We start from the raw sequence: 19,055 nt of genomic DNA, 5'->3' as shown, positions 1-19,055 counted from the left end.
TTGAACTTGGATAAGTTGGTAAATTGGGTTACGCGGCTTCGCCTTTGTCGGCGTATGCCTTCAGCACCTGGGCAATCTGGGCCGCCGGCTTGGAGGTCAGCGTAGCGATACGCTGTGCCGGGGTCTGGATCATACCCACCAGTTTCGCGCGCAGTTCGTCCAGCGACGGCAGTTCTGCCAGAGCTTTAACACCCTGTTCGTCCAGAATCTGTTCACCGATGGCGCCAGCAACAAGAACGAGCTTGTCATTGGCTTTTGCGAACGTTGAGGCCACTTTCGCAGCCGACGCAGGATCAGCCGAATAGGCGATCGCGGTCGGGCCGGTGAAGTGGTCTGCAAGACCAGCAAATTTGGTGCCTTCCAGAGCAAGTCGCGTAAGCCGGTTTTTGGTGACCTTGAAGCCCGCACCAGCATCACGCATCTGCGCACGAAGAGCGGTGATTTCCGCAACCGTCAACCCTTTGTACTGGGTAACGATAACGCCTTCCGCACCTTCGAACACTTCGCGCATTTCTGCTACGAACTGTGTTTTATCATCGCGGTTCACTTTAAGTCTCCGACATTGCTTATTGCCCTGAACCCCATGGGGGGTTCACAGACGTGACCAGCCCTTTCGAACCGGTCTGTGACGCCCGTCCGTTTGCCAGATGTCCAAGCCTTTTGTGATGCCCCGTTAACCGGGGAAAACTAAAAACCGGAACCTCTGCCTATGCAGGAGATTAAGAACGGCAGATACCGTTCACCTGCAGTCTGGGACAGACAGGTAGAGAGGATCTTGCAACCCTCTCCGGTCCTGACCGGCCGCATGCGACCGGTCAGAATTCTTGAATTACTTCGATGCGATGTCCGCAATCGACAGTTTCACGCCAGCGCCCATGGTCGAGCTGATGGCAGCGCGCTGAAGGTATACACCTTTTGCGCCTGTCGGTTTTGCTTTGACGATCGCAGAAACGAATGCCTTGGCATTTTCAACAAGCTGTTCTTCGCTGAAGGATGCCTTGCCGATACCGGCATGGACAATACCATTCTTTTCAGCGCGGAACTGAACCTGGCCAGCTTTGGCATCGGAAACAGCCTGGGCAACATCCATGGTCACGGTGCCGAGTTTCGGGTTCGGCATCAGGCCGCGCGGGCCCAGAACCTTACCGAGACGACCGACAACAGCCATCATGTCCGGGGTTGCAATAACGCGATCATAGTTCAGATCGCCTTTCTGCATTGCTTCCATCAGGTCTTCGGCACCCACAGCGTCCGCACCAGCTTTCTGGGCTTCTTCTGCTTTGGCGTCTTTTGCGAAGACGGCGACGCGCATGGTTTTACCGGTACCATGCGGAAGCGAAACAACACCGCGGACCATCTGGTCTGCGTGACGCGGATCAACACCAAGGTTCATTGCGATTTCAACGGTTTCGTCGAATTTCGCTTTTGCACCATCCTTGACGAGCTTGACCGCTGCGGTCAGTTCGTACTGGGTGTTACGGTCGATGCCCTCATAAGCCTGGGCAAGGCGCTTACCAGTCTTGGCCATCGTCTTACTCCACAACCTCGAGGCCCATAGCACGGGCAGAACCTTCGATCATCGACATCGCGCCTTCAACGTCAAATGCGTTGAGGTCAGCCATTTTGGCTTCCGCGATTTCCTTGACCTGTGCTTTGGTCACTTTACCGATGTAACCTTTACCGGTCGTACCGGAACCTTTCGGAATGCCTGCTGCCTTTTTCAGGAAGTAGGATGCCGGCGGGGTTTTGGTGACAAAGCTGAAGGAACGGTCGGAATAAACGGTGATGACGACCGGAATCGGCATCCCAGGTTCCATCTGCTGGGTCGCTGCGTTGAACGCCTTGCAGAATTCCATGATATTCACGCCGCGCTGACCAAGAGCCGGGCCGACAGGCGGCGACGGGTTGGCTTTGCCGGCGGGAATCTGCAGCTTGATATAGCCGTCGATTTTCTTCGCCATTAGAGTACCTCATTACAGAAGCGCGCGGTACGGTCATGGCTGACCTCCCGCGCTTTAAAAACTGCCTGCATCACGCAGACAGAAACTTCACTTGATAAGCTCGTTAAAGCTTTTCGACCTGGGTATATTCCAGCTCGACCGGGGTTGAACGACCGAAGATCGAAACCGACACCTTAAGGCGCGCACGTTCTTCATCAACCCCTTCGACGACACCGTTAAACGATGCAAACGGACCGTCGGAAACACGGACTTCCTCGCCAACCTCGAACGAAATGGTCGACTTCGGACGCTCGACACCTTCCTGCACCTGATGCAGGATGTGCTGGGCTTCCTTTTCGGAAATCGGCATCGGCTTGCCACGGCTGCCAAGGAAATCGGTGACCTTGGCGGTGTTCTTCACCAGATGCCAGCTCTCATCCGTCAGGTCCATATTCAGCAGCACGTAGCCGGGGAAAAACTTCCGCTCAGCATTGACCTTCGCACCGCGACGAACCTCGACAGTTTCTTCCGTCGGAACCAGGACCTCTTTGATTTCGCCCTCAAGACCTTTCTTGATGGACTGCTCGCGGATCGACTGGGCAACTTTTTTCTCGAAACCCGAATGGACGTGCAAAACGTACCAGCGATGCGCCATGACTTAACCCCCGACACCAAAGATCAACTGAACGCCCCAGGCGAGAAGCTGATCGACAACAAAAAAGAAAACAGACGCCAAAGCCACCATGACGAAAACCATGATGGTCGAAACGGTTGTTTCCTTGCGGGACGGCCACGAGACCTTTTTGGCCTCGGTGCGAACCTGCTGTACGAATTGTGCCGGCGACGTTTTAGCCATTGTCGGGGTTACACCGCTTTCAAAAATTCAATTCCAGGACCCGGGTAAATGGCAGGAGCGGAGGGACTCGAACCCACGGCCCTCGGTTTTGGAGACCGATGCTCTACCAACTGAGCTACACTCCTACAAGGTAATCAGAAAGTTGAATTTCTTCAGGTCTTTCCGACACAGTCCTGCCCGGGCGGCAGGGTGTGCGGGCGGCTTATATCCGCCCGCACATCAAAGATCAAGCACCCAATGGTGCAAATCTTCAAAAATTATTCGATGATTTTCGCAACAACACCGGCGCCGACGGTACGACCGCCTTCACGGATTGCGAAACGCAGACCTTCGTCCATTGCGATCGGTGCAATGAGGGTCGCGGTCATCTGGACGTTGTCGCCCGGCATAACCATTTCCGTGCCTGCCGGCAGCTCGATCGAGCCGGTGACGTCAGTGGTACGGAAGTAGAACTGCGGACGGTAGTTCGAGAAGAACGGCGTGTGACGGCCACCTTCATCCTTGGTCAGGATGTAAGCTTCTGCAGTGAACTTGGTGTGCGGCTTGATCGAGCCGACATGTGCCAGCACCTGGCCACGTTCGACGTCTTCACGTTTGGTGCCGCGCAGCAGCGCGCCAATGTTGTCGCCAGCTTCACCCTGATCGAGCAGCTTGCGGAACATCTCAACGCCGGTGACGATCGTTTTGACGGTGTCTTTGATACCGACGATTTCGACTTCTTCACCAACCTTGACGATACCGGTTTCAACACGGCCGGTCACAACGGTACCACGACCCGAGATCGAGAACACGTCCTCGATCGGCATCAGGAACGGACGGTCTTTCGGACGTTCCGGTGCCGGGATGTAGCTGTCAACAGCTTCCATCAGCTTCAGGATCGCTTCTTTGCCAATCGCGTCATCACGACCTTCAAGGGCAGCAAGAGCCGAACCTTTGACGATCGGAATGTCATCGCCCGGGAAGTCGTAGGACGACAGAAGTTCACGGATTTCCATTTCGACGAGTTCGAGGAGTTCCTCGTCATCGACCTGGTCAACCTTGTTCATGAACACGACGAGGGCCGGAACGCCAACCTGACGGGCAAGCAGGATGTGCTCGCGGGTCTGCGGCATCGGGCCGTCTGCTGCCGAAACAACCAGGATGCCGCCGTCCATCTGTGCCGCACCGGTGATCATGTTCTTGACATAGTCAGCGTGGCCCGGGCAGTCGACGTGCGCATAGTGGCGGTTCGCCGTTTCATATTCGACGTGCGCGGTCGAGATCGTGATACCACGAGCTTTCTCTTCCGGCGCTTTATCGATCATGCTGTAGTCCTGGAACGATGCGCCGCCGCTCTCTGCGAGAACTTTGGTGATCGCTGCGGTCAGCGTGGTTTTACCGTGGTCAACGTGGCCGATGGTGCCAACGTTCACGTGCGGTTTTGTACGCGCAAACTTTTCTTTAGCCATTACACTCAGATCCTAATCCGAACCAAAAAAAACACGTAAGAACCCACCGCACGAGCCGACGGGATCATATAAAATCTGGAGCGGGTGAAGGGAATCGAACCCTCGTCGTAAGCTTGGAAGGCTTCTGCTCTACCATTGAGCTACACCCGCATATTCTCTTTGCGAGCTCTCGCGAGGGCGAGAGAATGGTGGAGGGGGCAGGATTCGAACCTGCGTAGACTAAGTCGGCGGATTTACAGTCCGCTGCATTTGACCGCTCTGCCACCCCTCCATCAGGGTCAAAACGTTGTCGGGGTTAACCCCCGGCTTCGTTCGGCGAGGGAGGGAATACGTTGCAGGGCCCTTCCTTGTCAACAGCAAAAAAAACACGAAATCGTATTTCCTTTCCTATATGTTCCCCATGCTTTCGTTCCAAAGCGAAACAAAGTGCATTCTCACCCTTACCGTCCGGAGGTTTCCGCCATTATGTCGCGTCGCAACAATTCACGTTCTGCCAACCGTTCGACCGGAACGGGTCCGGGCGACAGCTTCACGCAAGACGATGATAAACGTGACAGCAATTCGCGTCGCGGACGAAAACGCGGTCGTGACGGCGGCAATGCAAGCAACGCTTCGCGCCTGATTCTATTTGGTCGTCACCCGGTTCTGAACGCGATTTACAATCCGCAACGCACGATTCACAAAATCTGGGCGTCCGAGGCCGTGCGCGACGAAATCGTTGCCGCCCTTGCCGATACCGAACGCACCGATGTCCAGCTTGACGCCGCCGGGCGTACCGATCTTGATGAAATGCTGCCACCCGGCACCGTCCATCAGGGCATGGCGATGCATTGCGCCCCCCTGCCCCAGATTTCCGTCGAAGAACTGATCGCCGATACCCGCGATGAAGAACAATGCACGGTCCTGATCCTTGATCAGGTCACCGACCCGCATAATGTCGGCGCGATTCTTCGCAGTGCGGCCGCCTTTGGTGCGGCTGCCGTCATCGTGCCCGACCGTCACGCCCCGCCTGAAACCGGCGTTCTGGCCAAATCGGCAAGCGGCGCACTTGAAACCGTGCCTTATATTCATGCGGGCAACCTCAATCACACCATCGAAAAGCTCAAAGCCGCCCACTTCTGGCTGGCGGGCATGGATGGCTATGCCGAACAGACCCTGGCCGAGGCCAAGCTGAAAGGCCGTGTCGGAATCGTCATGGGCTCCGAAGGCGACGGCCTGCGCCGCCTGACGCGCGAAAATTGCGATTTCCTCGTCAAACTGCCGATGTCGGATCGCATCGAAAGCCTCAACGTCTCGAACGCGGCCGCGGTTGCCCTTTACGAACTGTACCGGACACGCGGCTGAAAACCTTTGGCGAATCCCGTGATGCCAAACCGGCATCACGGCCCGCCAGCATCCGCGACAGGACCGTGATTTTCAGGGATGCAATTTTCTGATCTTTTCCCTGTTTCAAAGTCTTGCATTCGCGAACGGCCCGGATTATGTTTCGCGCCGCTTGGCCGGCATAGCTATAATTGGTAGAGCAGCGGATTTGTAATCCGAAGGTTGGGAGTTCGAGTCTCTCTGCCGGCACCATTAAAAGAAAACCCCGCATCGCCTTTTTGGCTGCGGGGTTTTCTTTTGCCCGGTTGCCAGATGAATTTGCCCTAGCCTAGCAGAGAAAATCTCTGCCATGTCAATTTGAATATACAAGAAATAAAATCCAATATAGATTTTACTAATTATATCACTACTGTATTAAGGGTAATTATGTCAGATTCAGACGCTTCATCTACCACACAAAAAGATGAAACTGACAATAAACCCCTCGCTGGTATTGATTTTTTAGTTCCGATTGAGAGCTTTCTATTCGAAACAGTAACTACAGCTATTGGACTTCCTAACGAGATCGACATATATGGTGCTCATGAACGTTTGCACGCAGCAAAGCTGGCTCTAAAGTTAGGCGATCCCGCCTTAAGCGCACTAGAAATTCTCTCAACCATCGCCTCATATCATTTCGAGCCTTCAAACCGTTTGGCTCCCTTTCAGCCGATGGCCGTTTTTAAAGATAAACGTACTTTAATTCCAGGCGATCTTCTTCTTGAACAAGTTGAGATTTTAATTCAATTCTCCGCTGAAATACCAAGTCCTGCTCTTAGAGCTCGCGTAAGTGACGTATGTTGCGTTCGCATCCCCTCAAACGCGAACGCAGGATTCAATGCCGTCGAAGCATATGTTAAATGTGTCAACATGGCCTATCTTGGAGAAGCTGTATTTATGCACTCCGAAACAGGCCCCACATGCTTTGCTGCACATGAATTGCTAACTCGCGCTGTATTTCTCGCGAGACGGATGGGCTGGATACGACCGGAATTTGATCCCTTGCGAGAGATCATTGAAAATGTTGCCCAATTGGCTTGCGATACCGATGATGGTTGGGGCTTCGTACGTTTCGGTCGCCTTAGCTTAGACAATAATCTTTGGGAACGGAAAAAGGTTGCTCAAGCAGCAGAACGACTATCTCAGAGCGAGAGAATTGCAAAGGATTTCCTCGTTCAAAGAGAATTGTGGGAACTAGCAGCACTTGCCTATCACCTCAATAAAGAAGAAAAAGAGAGCAATCGATGTTTGGTTGCTGCAGCTGAAACCTATATTAGTAGTGCTAACGCTCGGGTCGATTCAGCTATGGTACAGGCTTCGTTTCTTAATGATGCCATACAAGCGTATATGCGTATCCCTGGCACGAAGGAAAAGCGGAATGAATTGCGAGACCGCTTGACTGCAGTTCAATCGTCAATTTCCGATGAAATGTCGCCCTTCTCTCTCGAAACAGACATTACAAAAATTGTAAAGGCCGTTGAAGCTGCAGTAGATCGCAAATCCTTGTCAGAAATGATACGAGCCTGTTTTACTTGCGAGCTCTCACCTAACCACGAGACGCTTCGTTCGGAGGCGATTAGAGAAGACAGCACAAGCATACTGTCTTTCGCCTCTAGAACCGTCCACGACCATCAAGGACGTGTTTACTATAATGTCCCAAATGCAGACATTAAGAACGAAGCTCTCCTTGAAGATCGCACACGATATTTGATGAACCAACGAGACAAAACCAGACGTCAACTGGTTGCTGCCGGAAAGATTGCAACCATCCGACGCATAATAATGTTTCAACATTATATCTCACTTGAAGCTCTCATGGTAATTATGACTTCAAGTTCTTTCGTACCTCCTGGACACGAAATCATTTTTGCAAAAGGTGCATTTCGCTTCTTGAATGGAGATGATTTGGAAGCAGCACATTTAGTTATTCCTCAACTGGAGAATTCTCTGAGGTACTTGCTGAGTCAAAATGGCGTCGAAACAAATCGTATTAATCAAGACGGCACCCAAGAAGAGGCTATGTTAGGGTCTTTGCTGGACGAATACCGGAAACCACTACTGGACATTATTCCGGAAGATTTGCTTTGGGAAATAGACTTGTTGTTTAATTCACGTGGAGGTCCATCGGTGCGTAATGAACTTTCACATGGAAAGATGAGAGAAAGTGATTTCTGGGATACTGAACTTTCTTACTCCGTATGGCTGGTACTCAAAATGGCTTTCATTCCGACACTTCAGATATGGGATGAAGTAGCAGCCAACATTGAGCAAAATAGCCGTTGAAGAAGCCATTAAATTTCGGCAAAGCAAAAGTATCTCATTCCGCTCCCCTAAATAAGGGGGCCGTACATATGATTGATCAATCGTCGTTAAAGCCGGGAGGAACTGGAAAGAGTCCCGATCAATTTGCGATCATCCGCCCGCCCAGCAAAACAAACGCCGTCCCCATCACGCCCTGAATGGCGCGGTAGGCGCGGCGATAAACGCGCATGACGGCCTCGGTTGAAAAGAACCACGCCAGCGCCAGATGCCAGCCAAACGAGAAGGTCGTCGTGCCCAGCACAATCGCAAGCCCGACCCAGCCCGGCGCATCGGGGCGAAGCACAATCGACATGATCGAAAACCAGAAAAGGGCAGCCTTGGGATTGCTCATCTGCACCAGAAGTCCGCGCCGGACATAGCGCCATAACGGACGATCCGCCCTCGCATCCGACACCGGAACCTCAAGCCCCTGCCCCCGGCTTTTATAGGCACTGCGAAGCGCCATGAACCCCATATAGATCAGATATCCACCGCCAATCCAGCGAAGGGCAATCGCCACTTCCTCGGACGCGGCAAGGATCGCGGTCAGGCCCAAGACCGTCATCGTCGACCAGCAGATCGTGCCCGTACCGATGCCAAGCGCAATCCCCAGTCCCGCCCGTCGCGACACCGTCATGGAGGCACTGGTCACCGCGAGAAAATTCGGACCGGGCGACATCACCGCCATGGCAAAAATCGCATAGGCGGTCAGAAGATAGGGGACATATTCCATCGCGTCCTCGGATTTTATGGTGGCTGGCGGCTTCGCCGTCATGCGGGATTTGCGCGATAGTGCCAGTTTTTCGGTAACACGGGAACGGGAATTCCCTGCAATCTCTCCCTGCCCCGGCACCGAAACCGCGGCACCATAGACTCCCGCTTCCGCGGGAGTGACGGGCAGATTTGTGAAGGCCCCCAAACGTCATGCCCGCGAAGGCGGGCATCCAGTCAGCAGTACGGCAAACTCAATACGTTGGCATTGTCGTCTCACCGCCAGGGGACACTATCGTTTCACGACCAGAAACCCCTCCGCCATGAGGCTGAAGGCATCAACCGCCTTGGGCAACGCTGATTTCGGATCATCACTGTCGGCGACCCACAAGGCCGCATTCAGCGCGGCACCGCACAGAAGACGCGCAGCCGCATCGATATCAACTGGCTTCATAACGCCGTCCGCGATCAATTTCCCGACCACCTGTTTCGTTGCTTCCAGACACGCATTCTGGCTCGGCCAGTGCGACGGATCCCCCAGAAAGGCCGGACCATCCAGCAGCACGATCCTGCGCACCTCGGGATCAAGCGCCATCGCGATATAGGCCGCACCTTCGGCCAGAAGCTGTTCCCACTCGTCCCCGGCGTCTGCACTGGCGGCCTGGGCGCGTGCGACCATCTCGCCATCGACCCGCGCCACCACAGCCGCAAGCAACCCCTTCTTGTCACCGAAATTGTGATAAAGCGCCCCGCGCGTCAGGCCAACCGATGCCGTCATCTCATCCATCGATGATGCGGCAAATCCCTGCGTTCCGAACGCCTTGCGCCCCGCCGAAATAAGCTTTTCGCGGTTTTCTTCCATCGTTTCCTGGCGACGTCGTACAGCCATTGCATGTCTCCTTTTTGATTGCCTGACATATATCATTTCACATACGTCGCGTATATAAAACTTGACATACGCTGTGTATCTGAGTTTTATATACGCATCGTATGTGAAATTGCACGCCGGATACAACTCCGTCGGCAGCATTTTCAGACACACATAAAGGAGAAATCCAGATGGCACAGCGTAACGCCGTTTTCCCAGCCGGTCGGCATGAGCTTTACGAAAATCAAACCTATTCCGCCGCGATCAAGTCGGACGATCTTCTTTTCGTCTCCGGCCAGGTCGGCAGCCGCTCTGACGGCTCACCCGAACCGGATTTCGAGGCACAGGTCCGCCTTGCATTCGCCAATCTTGAAGCAACGCTTAAGGCAGGTGGTGCCACGCTTGACGACATCGTCGACGTCACGACCTTCCACACCGATCCCGAAAATCAGTTCGGAACGATCATGAAGGTAAAGGGCGAAGTTTTCCCCGAAGCCCCCTATCCGAACTGGACGGCAATCGGCGTCAATTGGCTGGCCGGGTATGACTTTGAAATCAAGGTCATTGCCCGCATTCCGGGCTGAAGACCTGAACCGGACAAAACCGGCATCAACATTTTCCAGACACACACACCAGACCCACGCAAAGGATAATCCACATGGCACAGCGTAACGCCATTTTCCCCGCCAACCGGCACGCCCTTTATGCCGAACACGGCTATTCCGCCGCGATCAAATCGGGCGACCTTCTGTTCGTATCCGGTCAGGTCGGCAGCCGCTCTGACGGTTCACCCGAACCGGATTTCGAGGCACAGGTCCGTCTGGCATTCGCCAATCTTGAAGCAACGCTCAAGGCTGGCGGCTGCACGCTTGACGATATCGTCGACGTGACAACCTTCCACACCGATCCCGAAAACCAGTTTGAAACGATCATGAAGGTGAAGGGTGACGTCTTCCCCGAAGCCCCCTATCCGAACTGGACGGCAATCGGCGTCAACTGGCTGGCCGGGTTTGATTTCGAAATCAAGGTCATCGCCCGCGTTCCGGACTAATGATCACCGGCCTCAAAACGCAAAACGGCGCGCGAGAAGCCCCTCGCGCGCCGTTTGACGTAATATTGGAATACGTGCTGCCCCTACCCGCGTTTCGAGGTCGCGTAGCGTTCCGATTCCTCGTAATAGGCATCAAAGCCGATGCGATTGCGCAACTGGCCCCAATCCATCAGCATATCGGTGCGTGGCTTGCCCGCTTTCATCAATTGCAGGGTTTCAACCATCGCCTTCATTGCCGCTGCCATAAGCGATAATGGATAGGCCGCGATCTGATAGCCGATATCGGTCAATTCATCAGGGGTCAGATCGGGGGTTTCGCCGCCCTCGACGATATTGGCCATCTTCGGCCCCGGCAGGGCCGCACAAAGCTCGCGCATTTCCGCGACCGTTTTCGGGGCTTCGACAAACAGAATATCCGCCCCCAGTTCGGCAAATTTCGCGGCCCGGTCAATCGCCTCGCTCAGGCCATGCTGATGACGGGCATCGGTCCGCGCAAGGATCAGGATATCCGCCCCGGCTTCCCTTGCATCAACGGCGGCCTTGATACGGTCAAACGCCTCGTCCCGGCCAACGACTTCCTTGCCCTTGGTATGTCCGCAACGCTTGGGCGCAAGCTGATCCTCGATCATCACCGCGGCACAGCCTGCCTTGGCAAAGCCGGCAACGGTGCGCTTCACATTCATCGCATTACCATATCCGGTATCACCATCACCGATCACTGGGATGGAAACCGCATCAGTGATGTTGCGCGCCTGATCAAGAACTTCGCCATAAGACATCAGGCCAAGATCAGGTTCGCCGATCCGCGAAGCCGCGGCCGAAAAGCCCGACATGAAAGTCAGGCCAAAGCCTTCCTGTTCGATCAGCTTGGCCGACAGCGCATCAAAGCAGCAGGGCATGGTAATCAGATCGCCAGTCGCCAGAAGCGCACCGAGTTTATCGGCAGGAGTGATTTGTTTGGTCATAAGCGTCACATTTTAAAGGGGATATACAGGGCAAGATCATGCCAGACATACAGAATGGCCGCCGTCAGGAACATCAGAAGCAGGAACGGCAACACGCCGCGCGCCACTTCGCCCAATCGCGTTTTCGCCACCGACTGAATGACATAAAGGTTAAGCCCCACCGGTGGCGTGATCAGCGCGCATTCAACCATGATCACCATATAGACCCCGAACCAGATCGGATCAAAGCCAAGTGCCAGGGCTGCGGGCAACAGAACCGGCGTCATGATCAGCACCATTGAAAGTGCCTCAAACACCAGCCCCATGATCAGCAATACGACCGTCACGACGAGGATAAAGCCAAGTTCGGTATCGATCCCCTGGCTGATCATCATCGAGATATCCTGCGGGATGCGATACAGCGTGATCGCCTTGCCAAACACCTTGGCCCCGGCAATGATCAGGATGATCGCAACCGTGGTCGCCATGGTATCAAAAATCGCAAGTTTCAACGCCTTCCAGGTCAGAACCCGCATCGCTGCCGTAATCAGAAGGGCAGCCGCAAAGCCGATGGCCGCGGCCTCGGTCGGGGTAAAGGCCCCGGAATAGATCCCCGATATGATCAGCACCGCCAGAAGCACGGCAGGCAGCGCCTTTAACGTGGCGCGCTTTCGTTCATCCCAACCGCGTTTTGGTTCGCGTTCCTGCCCGCCAAACCGGGCATAGATCATCGAATAAACGATAAACAGCAACAGCAACGCAATGCCCGGCCCGACCCCGGCAAGGAAAAGCGCAATCACGGATTCCTCGGTGACAAAGCCGTAAATGATCATCGGGATCGAAGGCGGGATCAGGATGCCAAGCGTGCCGCCCGCCGCCATCAGGCCATAGACGAAACGCTTGTTATAGCCGCGCTGGACCATTTCCGGGATGGCGACCGTGCCAATCGTGGCCGCGGTTGCCACCGATGATCCCGAAATCGCGGCAAACACACCGCACGACAGGATGGTCGCCACCGCAAGCCCGCCCGGCCAATGACCGACCCACGCACTGACCGCGGCAAACAGGTCATTACCGACCCCGGCGCGCAGCAGGATGTTGGACATCAGCAAAAACAGCGGCACCGACAGCAGAATAAACCCATCCAGTGTCGACAGGATCGCCTGCGGTGCCATCAGCGGCGAAAACCCGCCAATGATCAGCATGCCAAGGCCAAGCCCGCCCAGCGCAAAGGCCACCGGCACACGGATCAGCAGCAAGGCAAACATTGCCGCAAGTGTCAGGATAATTGTCATTCGTGCGCCCCTTCCGGAATATCCTTGCCGCGGATCACGCCGACAATTTCAATGACGGCCTGAACAGCCAGAAGCGCAAAACCGATCACGACCGGGATTTCCGCAACCCACGCCGGAAGGTCAAGCATCGTGCCGCTGGTGCGGCCGCGCTCGAAACTTTCAAGGAAGATTTCCCAGCCCTTGAACGTCACCATGACGGAAAACACCAGAACCACCGTCATCGCGATGATTTCAAGCAAGCGGCGCATTCCCGGCTTGCAAAGCCGGGTGATCGCATCGACGGAAATATGCCGCCGTGCCGCCAATGCCCAGGGCATGCCAAGCAGTGATCCCCAGATCAGGCAAAGCTGCGAAAGCTCTGCCGCCCAGATGGTGGGACGAATAAAGAAATACCGGGCCACGACCTCATAGGTCAGCATCACGCCCGCTGCGACAAACAGCAGGGCTGCGATCCAGGCCAGCAAAAGCATCAAACGATCAAACATGATAAAAATCCAGGCCGTACCGGGATGGTGGCCTCCGGTTGCGACCGCCTCCTGAAAAGAGAGACTGGTGAATAGATGAAAAGACATCACCGCAACGGCGGGGCCGTCGAAAATGCGGTGATGTCTTCTTTATTGGCAGTTCAGTCTATCGTCCGCGGGCAAGGCTTAAAGCTTGCTGGCCGCATCAAAGACCTGCTTGCCCAGATCGCCGGTATGGCTAAGGAATTCCTCGTAAACCGGTTTGGCAACTTCACGCCATGCCGCCATTTCCCCTTCGGTCGGGGTATAGACGGTCATGCCGTTGGCCTTGGCTTCTTCGTAGGCTTCGGCTTCGATCGATGACATGCGATCACGGACGTCTTTTTCCGCATTCATCGCCGCGGTCGAAATGATGTCGCGCTGCGCATCCGAAAGGCCGTTCCAGAAATCGGTATTGATCACCACGATGAATTCAACGTCGGCATCGTTGGTGGCGGTCACGGTATCCATGACTTCCCAAAGCTGGCGGGATTTGACGCCCGACATGCCGGTCATGCCGACATCAACCGTACCACGCTGATAGGCGATATACTGCTCGGACCCGGAAATAAGGGTCGGCGCACCGCCAGCCGCTGAAATGAAATCGCCCTGGGTTTTGGAAAACACGCGGACTTTCTGGCCTTTAAGACCTTCCGGGCCTTTGATCGGGCCACCGTTCGACAGCATGATCGATCCGCCATATGCCTGCCACCACAGGACGGTCGCGCCGGTATCGGCAATCGCCTCATCCAGCGGACCACGCACCGGCGATCCCTTGGCAACCGCGGCACGGACTTTCTCTTCGGAATCAAGCAGGAACGGCTGATAGAACACATCGACCGCCGGCACATCACCGACATAACGGGTCAGCGATGCGACACCCATTTCAATCGCCCCGGAACCGACGGCGGCGGGAACTTCCTTGTCCTTGTAAAGCTGCGCACTGTCATAAATCTCGACCGCGATATCGCCGTTCGATTTTTCCTCGACCTCGTTCTTGAACATCAAAAGGTTCTGACCAAGGTGGCTTTTCATCGGCAGTTGCAGCGAAATCCGCAATGTCAGATCGGCTGCAATGGCACTATGGGTCATGCCGGTAAAACCAACGGCAGCCATCAGGGCCGCCGCAAGGGCAAATTTCTTCATGACGAACGTCCTCCGGGGTTTTTTATTTTATACAAAAGCTTTCAGGCGCAAAGATGCGCTCAACCCGGTTTGGCATTCAAGATGTTTTGGTCATACCACTGTCACACGCATTAACCCTTAGTGCGCTGCACAGCAGCATGAAGGTCTTCTGTTCCGGGGGAAAGCGCCCTGCCCGGCAATCGCATGCCGCAATGCAAAAAGTGAATAATCAGGCTGATTATTCACTTTTTCTACGTAATCTGGCATGCCAGAAAAACGGTTTTGAATACAGAATACGGGAATCGTTCACCTGCGCGTTAATTGCCCAACCGCTTATACATCACCGTCGTTGCGCTCAGCTTTTCGGAAAACGGATCACGGGCATAGGCCGGGATCACGCCCGCCGTTTCAAAGCCGAGCGAGGCATAAAGCGGCTCTGCACTGTCGCCGGTTCTCGTATCAAGTGTCAGCAGATGACGTGCTTTCGCAGACGCCCGTTTTTCCAGTGCCTCCATCAGTTTTCGCGCAATTCCCATGCGGCGATATTGCGGATGCACCATCAGTTTGCAGACCTCGCCACGATGGACCTGATTGGGCATGGTGGCGCAATCAAGCTGCACGGTTCCGACCACCTTGCGGCCCCCCAGCAGGGCCACGAACAGATCGCGCCTGCCGCCCCGCATCGCAGGCAGGACCATATCGCGCCAGAAGCCAATTGCGGCGGCGGCATCAAACGGTTCGATAAATCCGATGCTGGCCCCGTCATGAACGCAGGCATGCAGCATCTCGCCAAACGCCTCCAGGTGGCTTTCAAGCTGATCGGCGTCAAAGCTTGCAATGGTGATCTGGTCGCTCATTTTTTTGGGGGCCTCATACTCTCATACGATGAAAAGGTGATAGATCGCGCCTTTATCGGCGGGGGCTTCAAAGCTGCTGGGGCCTGAAAGCCGGTATCGCAGGCAATCCCCGACATTCAGCACATAGGCCTTGCCCTCCACCGTGATATGCAGTTGCCCGGCCAGCATCACCAGATGATGTTCAAGCCCCGGGCGTGGTGATCCCTCGTATTCGATCCGTGCACCGGGATCGAGTTCGCATTCGATGACTTCCGCCATCAGCCCCTGCGCGGGTGGTGAAACCGTCCGTCGGAAAAAACCGGTTTCCAGGTCGGCCCAGGTCCGCTGCAAACCGCGATAAACAAGCGGTTTGAACTCGTCCTCGACCATCTGCATCAGGCGCGACATCGGCAGGCCATAGGCGGCACAAAGCTTGCCCAGAACATGCGCCGTCGGGCTGACCTCGCCATTCTCAAGCCGCGACAGGCTGGCCCGACTGACATCGCACCGCGCCGCCAGCTCCTCAAGCGACCAACCCCGCTCCGCCCGCAACGCAGCAAGCCGCTCCGCAATCTTCCGATCCATCATATTACTCATTCAAAATTTCATATCAGGGAATTAATCCCATATACGGGAAATCGTCAACGAGAATCATCGTCGTTGTTGAATGAGGCAGCGAATGAAGGGACGAAGAAAGAAGGAGCTCTGAGAGGATCGGTTTGCAATGCCAAGCCGCCTCTGCATTGCGTTTCGAGCACAGAAGCACATACAGAAGCACATAGGGACGGAGGCACAAGGCGCGTTTGTTAGCCTTGGGCGAGATCAAACCCGTCCCGTGTCCAGCTTTGCAAACCGCCCTTCAGGTTCATCACCTTGCAATCAAGATGCGGCAGAACGGCGTTGGCAGCCCCGAAAGATCGCTGTCCGACGGCACAAATGAACACGAAATCCGTCTCTGTATCGTCGGCAAGGTCGACAAGTGCCGGAATATCGAAAGTCGAGGTCGGCATATTGATCGCCCCGCTGATATGACCGGACCTGAATTCGTCGGGTTCGCGGACGTCAATCAGGGTCACGTTACCCTGTGCAATCAGGTGATCAAGTTCACCACTTTCGACGAAATTCACGCTACCATCGGTCATTCGATACTTCCCTTCGGGGCGGGTTTGGCGCACAGTAGAAAGACAGAACTGATATAATTTTGTTGTTTGACTGTGCAATTGCAAAATGGGTACGGCGGATGAATTCGCCGTCAGAGCGCCGGTTTCCCGGCATCCGGCCCGGTCACTTCGACGTGATCGTTTCGCAAGCGTTTTTACCAACAATATTCGTAGCTTGACCATTGCGGAATGATACCGGAAGCCCCACGTCAAAGAGACAGGGTCACAGGAGCGGACCTTATCCGGGTGCATTCACCGGCTACGCCCGCCCCTAGGAAAAAGTGACTTTGGGTCGCCGCAAAGCGGGACTTTGACTATTACCATTGCCGGTTGCAAATATTGCAAGCCATTCTAAAAAGTCATCAAACCCATTTTCTTTGCCATCATCTGGCAGACCTTTAAACGAACCTTAAATAAAGTTCATTAGTTTATTTACTCACCGCCCGATTGAACGATTCGTTTATTTCGGACGTAGACAGAATGAACGGCGGCTACTTTCAATGCCACCGCAGCGCAGCAAACCTGCTGCCGTCTTGCAACAGGATCGGGCAATCCGGCCATCATGCCGGTTAAGCCCCAAGATCAAAAGAACACAGGAAACGACATCTGACAGAAGTGCGATAACGTTGGAAAGGAGACCGCGCCATGGCTGAAGACAAGGACATCTTCGAGCTGTATGCGGAAGGCTATGACGGAAAACGCGAAACCGAACTAACCATCCGGGACTATCTTAATCTATGTCGCGATGATCCATCGGCCTACGCATCCGCAGCCGAGCGGATGATCAAGGCAATCGGCGAACCCGAAATGATCGACACCTCGACCGATTCCCGTCTCGGCCGAATTTTCCTGAACCGCACCATCAAACGATATCCGGCCTTTGAAGATTTCTTTGGCATGGAAGAAACCATCGAACGCATCGTTGGCTTCTTCAAATATGCCGCCCAGGGACTGGAAGAACGCAAACAGGTTCTTTATCTGCTGGGCCCGGTTGGCGGCGGTAAAAGCTCGCTTGCCGAACGGTTAAAGGAACTGATGGAGGTCGAGCCGATCTACGTGCTCAAAGCCGGCGATCAGATCAGCCCGGTTTTCGAAAGCCCGCTTGGCCTGTTTAATCCGGCCAAAATGGGCGATGCCATCGAAGACAAATACGGCATCCCCAAACGCCGCCTGACCGGGCTGATGTCGCCATGGGCGGTGAAACGGCTTGATGAATTTAACGGCGATCTTTCCAAATTCTCGGTCGTAAAACTGATCCCGTCGCGCCTGCGCCAGATTGCGATTGCCAAAACCGAACCGGGCGATGAAAACAATCAGGACATTTCGTCACTGGTCGGCAAGGTCGATATCCGCAAACTTGAATATTACAGCCAGAACGACCCGGACGCATACAGCTATTCCGGCGGCCTTAACCGCGCCAATCAGGGGCTTCTTGAATTTGTCGAGATGTTCAAAGCCCCGATCAAGATGCTGCACCCGTTGCTGACGGCAACGCAGGAAAGCAACTATATCGGCACCGAAAACCTTGGTGCGATCCCGTTCCAGGGCCTTATTCTGGCGCACTCGAACGAGGCGGAATGGCAAACCTTCAAGGCCAACAAGAATAACGAGGCCTTTATCGACCGTATCAGCGTGATCAAGGTTCCCTATTGCCTGCGGGTGACAGAAGAAACCCTGATTTACGACAAACTGTTGCAGGGATCCGAACTGGAACAGGGGTCCTGCGCGCCGGGCACGCTTAAGATGCTGGCACAGTTTTCGGTTCTGTCGCGCCTTGAAGAACACGAAAATTCAAACCTGTATTCCAAGATGCGCGTCTATGACGGCGAAACATTGAAGGATGTCGACCCCAAAGCAAAATCGATGCAGGAATATCGCGATACCGCCAGTGTCGACGAAGGCATGGACGGCATTTCAACCCGTTTCGCCTTCAAGGTGCTTTCGGAAACCTTCAACCATGACACCCACGAGGTCGCGGCCGACCCGGTACATCTGATGTATGTGCTCGAACAGGCGATCCGGCGTGAACAATACCCCGAAGAACGCGAAAAGGATTACATGGATTTCATCAAATCCGAACTGGCCCCGCGTTATGCGGAGTTCATCGGGGCGGAAATCCAGAAGGCCTATCTCGAAAGCTATTCCGATTACGGCCAGAACCTGTTTGACCGTTATGTTGCCTATGCCGATGCCTGGATCGAGGATCAGGACTTCAAGGACCCCGATACCGGTCAGTTGCTGGATCGCAAGATCATCGATCAGGAACTGTCCAAGATCGAAAAACCCGCGGGCATCGCCAATCCGAAGGATTTCCGCAACGAGGTCGTCAAGTTTGCCCTACGCGCACGCGCCAATAACAAGGGCAAGAACCCGGCATGGACGTCCTATGAAAAACTGCGCGAAGTCATCGAAAAACGCATGTTCAGCCAGGTCGAAGACCTGCTGCCGGTGATTTCATTCGGATCGAAAAAAGACAGCGACACCGAGAAGAAACACAACGAGTTCGTCAAACGCATGATTGATCGAAGCTATACCGAACGTCAGACACGCCGTCTGGTCGAATGGTACATGCGTGTCAATAAGGCCGGTTAAGCCCAAGCTGCGGCTTTGCCGACCCGCACCGGGCGGTTTGTCCCCTTGTCCGCCCGGTGCACC

The 19,055-nt window shown here is 54.6% G+C and carries 20 protein-coding genes and 4 tRNA genes; 6 read left to right on the top strand and 18 right to left on the bottom strand.

Going from position 1 to position 19,055, the window contains the following annotated elements; translation table 11 throughout:
- Nucleotides 1-28 precede the first annotated feature (28 nt).
- The 9 genes from rplJ to TH3_RS05965 all read right to left on the bottom strand — a co-directional run bounded on the left by rplJ (nucleotide 29) and on the right by TH3_RS05965 (nucleotide 4,515).
- Nucleotides 29-547: a 50S ribosomal protein L10 gene (rplJ, locus tag TH3_RS06005; protein WP_007092431.1), complete on the bottom strand. Its 519-nt coding sequence runs from the start codon at nucleotides 545-547 to the stop codon at nucleotides 29-31.
- Between the two features lie 282 nt (nucleotides 548-829).
- Nucleotides 830-1,528, bottom strand: coding sequence for a 50S ribosomal protein L1 (rplA, locus tag TH3_RS06000; RefSeq protein ID WP_007092432.1), 699 nt, complete (start codon nucleotides 1,526-1,528; stop codon nucleotides 830-832).
- Nucleotides 1,529-1,532: 4 nt separating this feature from the next.
- Nucleotides 1,533-1,961 carry a 50S ribosomal protein L11 gene (gene rplK / locus TH3_RS05995; RefSeq protein WP_007092433.1) on the bottom strand — a complete coding sequence of 143 codons (429 nt, stop codon included), beginning with the start codon at nucleotides 1,959-1,961 and terminating at the stop codon, nucleotides 1,533-1,535.
- Nucleotides 1,962-2,064: 103 nt separating this feature from the next.
- Nucleotides 2,065-2,595, bottom strand: coding sequence for a transcription termination/antitermination protein NusG (nusG, locus tag TH3_RS05990; RefSeq protein WP_007092434.1), 531 nt, complete (start codon nucleotides 2,593-2,595; stop codon nucleotides 2,065-2,067).
- 3 nt (nucleotides 2,596-2,598) lie between these two features.
- A complete protein-coding gene (gene secE, locus TH3_RS05985; RefSeq protein ID WP_007092435.1) occupies nucleotides 2,599-2,796 on the bottom strand; it encodes a preprotein translocase subunit SecE in 198 nt (65 codons plus the stop codon).
- Between the two features lie 49 nt (nucleotides 2,797-2,845).
- A tRNA-Trp gene (locus TH3_RS05980) sits at nucleotides 2,846-2,921 on the bottom strand.
- A 132-nt stretch (nucleotides 2,922-3,053) separates the two neighbouring features.
- Entirely contained in the window at nucleotides 3,054-4,244 is a 1,191-nt protein-coding gene (tuf, locus tag TH3_RS05975) for an elongation factor Tu (protein ID WP_040059651.1), read from the bottom strand.
- Nucleotides 4,245-4,320: 76 nt separating this feature from the next.
- Nucleotides 4,321-4,394 (bottom strand) — tRNA-Gly (locus tag TH3_RS05970).
- Nucleotides 4,395-4,430: 36 nt separating this feature from the next.
- Nucleotides 4,431-4,515: transfer RNA gene (locus TH3_RS05965), tRNA-Tyr, on the bottom strand.
- 194 nt (nucleotides 4,516-4,709) lie between these two features.
- On the opposite strand from TH3_RS05965, the gene rlmB reads away from it, so the two are divergent.
- The 3 genes from rlmB (at nucleotide 4,710) to TH3_RS05950 (ending at nucleotide 7,889) form a co-directional block, all read left to right on the top strand.
- Nucleotides 4,710-5,588 carry a 23S rRNA (guanosine(2251)-2'-O)-methyltransferase RlmB gene (gene rlmB / locus TH3_RS05960; RefSeq protein WP_007092228.1) on the top strand — a complete coding sequence of 293 codons (879 nt, stop codon included), beginning with the start codon at nucleotides 4,710-4,712 and terminating at the stop codon, nucleotides 5,586-5,588.
- 154 nt (nucleotides 5,589-5,742) lie between these two features.
- A tRNA-Thr gene (locus TH3_RS05955) sits at nucleotides 5,743-5,819 on the top strand.
- 174 nt (nucleotides 5,820-5,993) lie between these two features.
- Complete coding sequence (locus TH3_RS05950; protein ID WP_007092229.1) at nucleotides 5,994-7,889, top strand: DUF4209 domain-containing protein; 1,896 nt, start codon at nucleotides 5,994-5,996, stop codon at nucleotides 7,887-7,889.
- A 118-nt stretch (nucleotides 7,890-8,007) separates the two neighbouring features.
- On the opposite strand, the gene TH3_RS05945 is transcribed toward TH3_RS05950, so the two are convergent.
- Both TH3_RS05945 and TH3_RS05940 read right to left on the bottom strand, forming a co-directional pair.
- On the bottom strand, nucleotides 8,008-8,826 hold the full coding sequence (locus TH3_RS05945) for a LysE family translocator (protein ID WP_007092230.1): 819 nt from the start codon (nucleotides 8,824-8,826) through the stop codon (nucleotides 8,008-8,010).
- A gap of 84 nt (nucleotides 8,827-8,910) precedes the next feature.
- Nucleotides 8,911-9,507 carry a TetR/AcrR family transcriptional regulator gene (locus tag TH3_RS05940; protein WP_007092231.1) on the bottom strand — a complete coding sequence of 199 codons (597 nt, stop codon included), beginning with the start codon at nucleotides 9,505-9,507 and terminating at the stop codon, nucleotides 8,911-8,913.
- A gap of 170 nt (nucleotides 9,508-9,677) precedes the next feature.
- Here TH3_RS05940 and TH3_RS05935 point away from each other — a divergent pair, with 170 nt between their 5' ends.
- Nucleotides 9,678-10,070 (top strand): RidA family protein, encoded by a 393-nt coding sequence (locus TH3_RS05935; protein ID WP_007092232.1) that lies wholly within the window; start codon nucleotides 9,678-9,680, stop codon nucleotides 10,068-10,070.
- 74 nt (nucleotides 10,071-10,144) lie between these two features.
- Nucleotides 10,145-10,537, top strand: coding sequence for a RidA family protein (locus tag TH3_RS05930; protein ID WP_007092233.1), 393 nt, complete (start codon nucleotides 10,145-10,147; stop codon nucleotides 10,535-10,537).
- A gap of 83 nt (nucleotides 10,538-10,620) precedes the next feature.
- Here TH3_RS05930 and TH3_RS05925 read toward each other — a convergent pair whose 3' ends face one another.
- The 7 genes from TH3_RS05925 to TH3_RS05895 all read right to left on the bottom strand — a co-directional run bounded on the left by TH3_RS05925 (nucleotide 10,621) and on the right by TH3_RS05895 (nucleotide 16,382).
- Nucleotides 10,621-11,502, bottom strand: a complete 882-nt coding sequence (locus tag TH3_RS05925) for an isocitrate lyase/PEP mutase family protein (RefSeq protein ID WP_007092234.1) — start codon at nucleotides 11,500-11,502, stop codon at nucleotides 10,621-10,623.
- 5 nt (nucleotides 11,503-11,507) lie between these two features.
- Entirely contained in the window at nucleotides 11,508-12,776 is a 1,269-nt protein-coding gene (locus TH3_RS05920) for a TRAP transporter large permease (protein WP_007092235.1), read from the bottom strand.
- Entirely contained in the window at nucleotides 12,773-13,261 is a 489-nt protein-coding gene (locus TH3_RS05915) for a TRAP transporter small permease (protein ID WP_007092236.1), read from the bottom strand. The genes TH3_RS05920 and TH3_RS05915 overlap by 4 nt, the downstream gene beginning before the upstream one ends.
- A 165-nt stretch (nucleotides 13,262-13,426) precedes the next feature.
- Nucleotides 13,427-14,425 carry a TRAP transporter substrate-binding protein gene (locus tag TH3_RS05910; protein WP_007092237.1) on the bottom strand — a complete coding sequence of 333 codons (999 nt, stop codon included), beginning with the start codon at nucleotides 14,423-14,425 and terminating at the stop codon, nucleotides 13,427-13,429.
- A gap of 296 nt (nucleotides 14,426-14,721) precedes the next feature.
- Complete coding sequence (locus TH3_RS05905) at nucleotides 14,722-15,261, bottom strand: GNAT family N-acetyltransferase (RefSeq protein ID WP_007092238.1); 540 nt, start codon at nucleotides 15,259-15,261, stop codon at nucleotides 14,722-14,724.
- A gap of 21 nt (nucleotides 15,262-15,282) precedes the next feature.
- The gene (locus tag TH3_RS05900) at nucleotides 15,283-15,837 is read right to left on the bottom strand and encodes a helix-turn-helix domain-containing protein (protein WP_007092239.1); all 555 of its coding nucleotides are present in this window, start codon (nucleotides 15,835-15,837) and stop codon (nucleotides 15,283-15,285) included.
- A gap of 209 nt (nucleotides 15,838-16,046) precedes the next feature.
- Nucleotides 16,047-16,382, bottom strand: coding sequence for a rhodanese-like domain-containing protein (locus tag TH3_RS05895; protein WP_007092240.1), 336 nt, complete (start codon nucleotides 16,380-16,382; stop codon nucleotides 16,047-16,049).
- A gap of 663 nt (nucleotides 16,383-17,045) precedes the next feature.
- On the opposite strand from TH3_RS05895, the gene TH3_RS05890 reads away from it, so the two are divergent.
- Nucleotides 17,046-18,992, top strand: coding sequence for a PrkA family serine protein kinase (locus TH3_RS05890; RefSeq protein WP_007092241.1), 1,947 nt, complete (start codon nucleotides 17,046-17,048; stop codon nucleotides 18,990-18,992).
- The last annotated feature ends 63 nt before the right edge of the window (nucleotides 18,993-19,055 follow it).

The sequence above is a fragment of the Thalassospira xiamenensis M-5 = DSM 17429 genome, assembly GCF_000300235.2.
Taxonomy (GTDB): Bacteria; Pseudomonadota; Alphaproteobacteria; order Rhodospirillales; family Thalassospiraceae; genus Thalassospira; species Thalassospira xiamenensis.
This window is presented reverse-complemented; position numbering and strand designations above follow the sequence as displayed.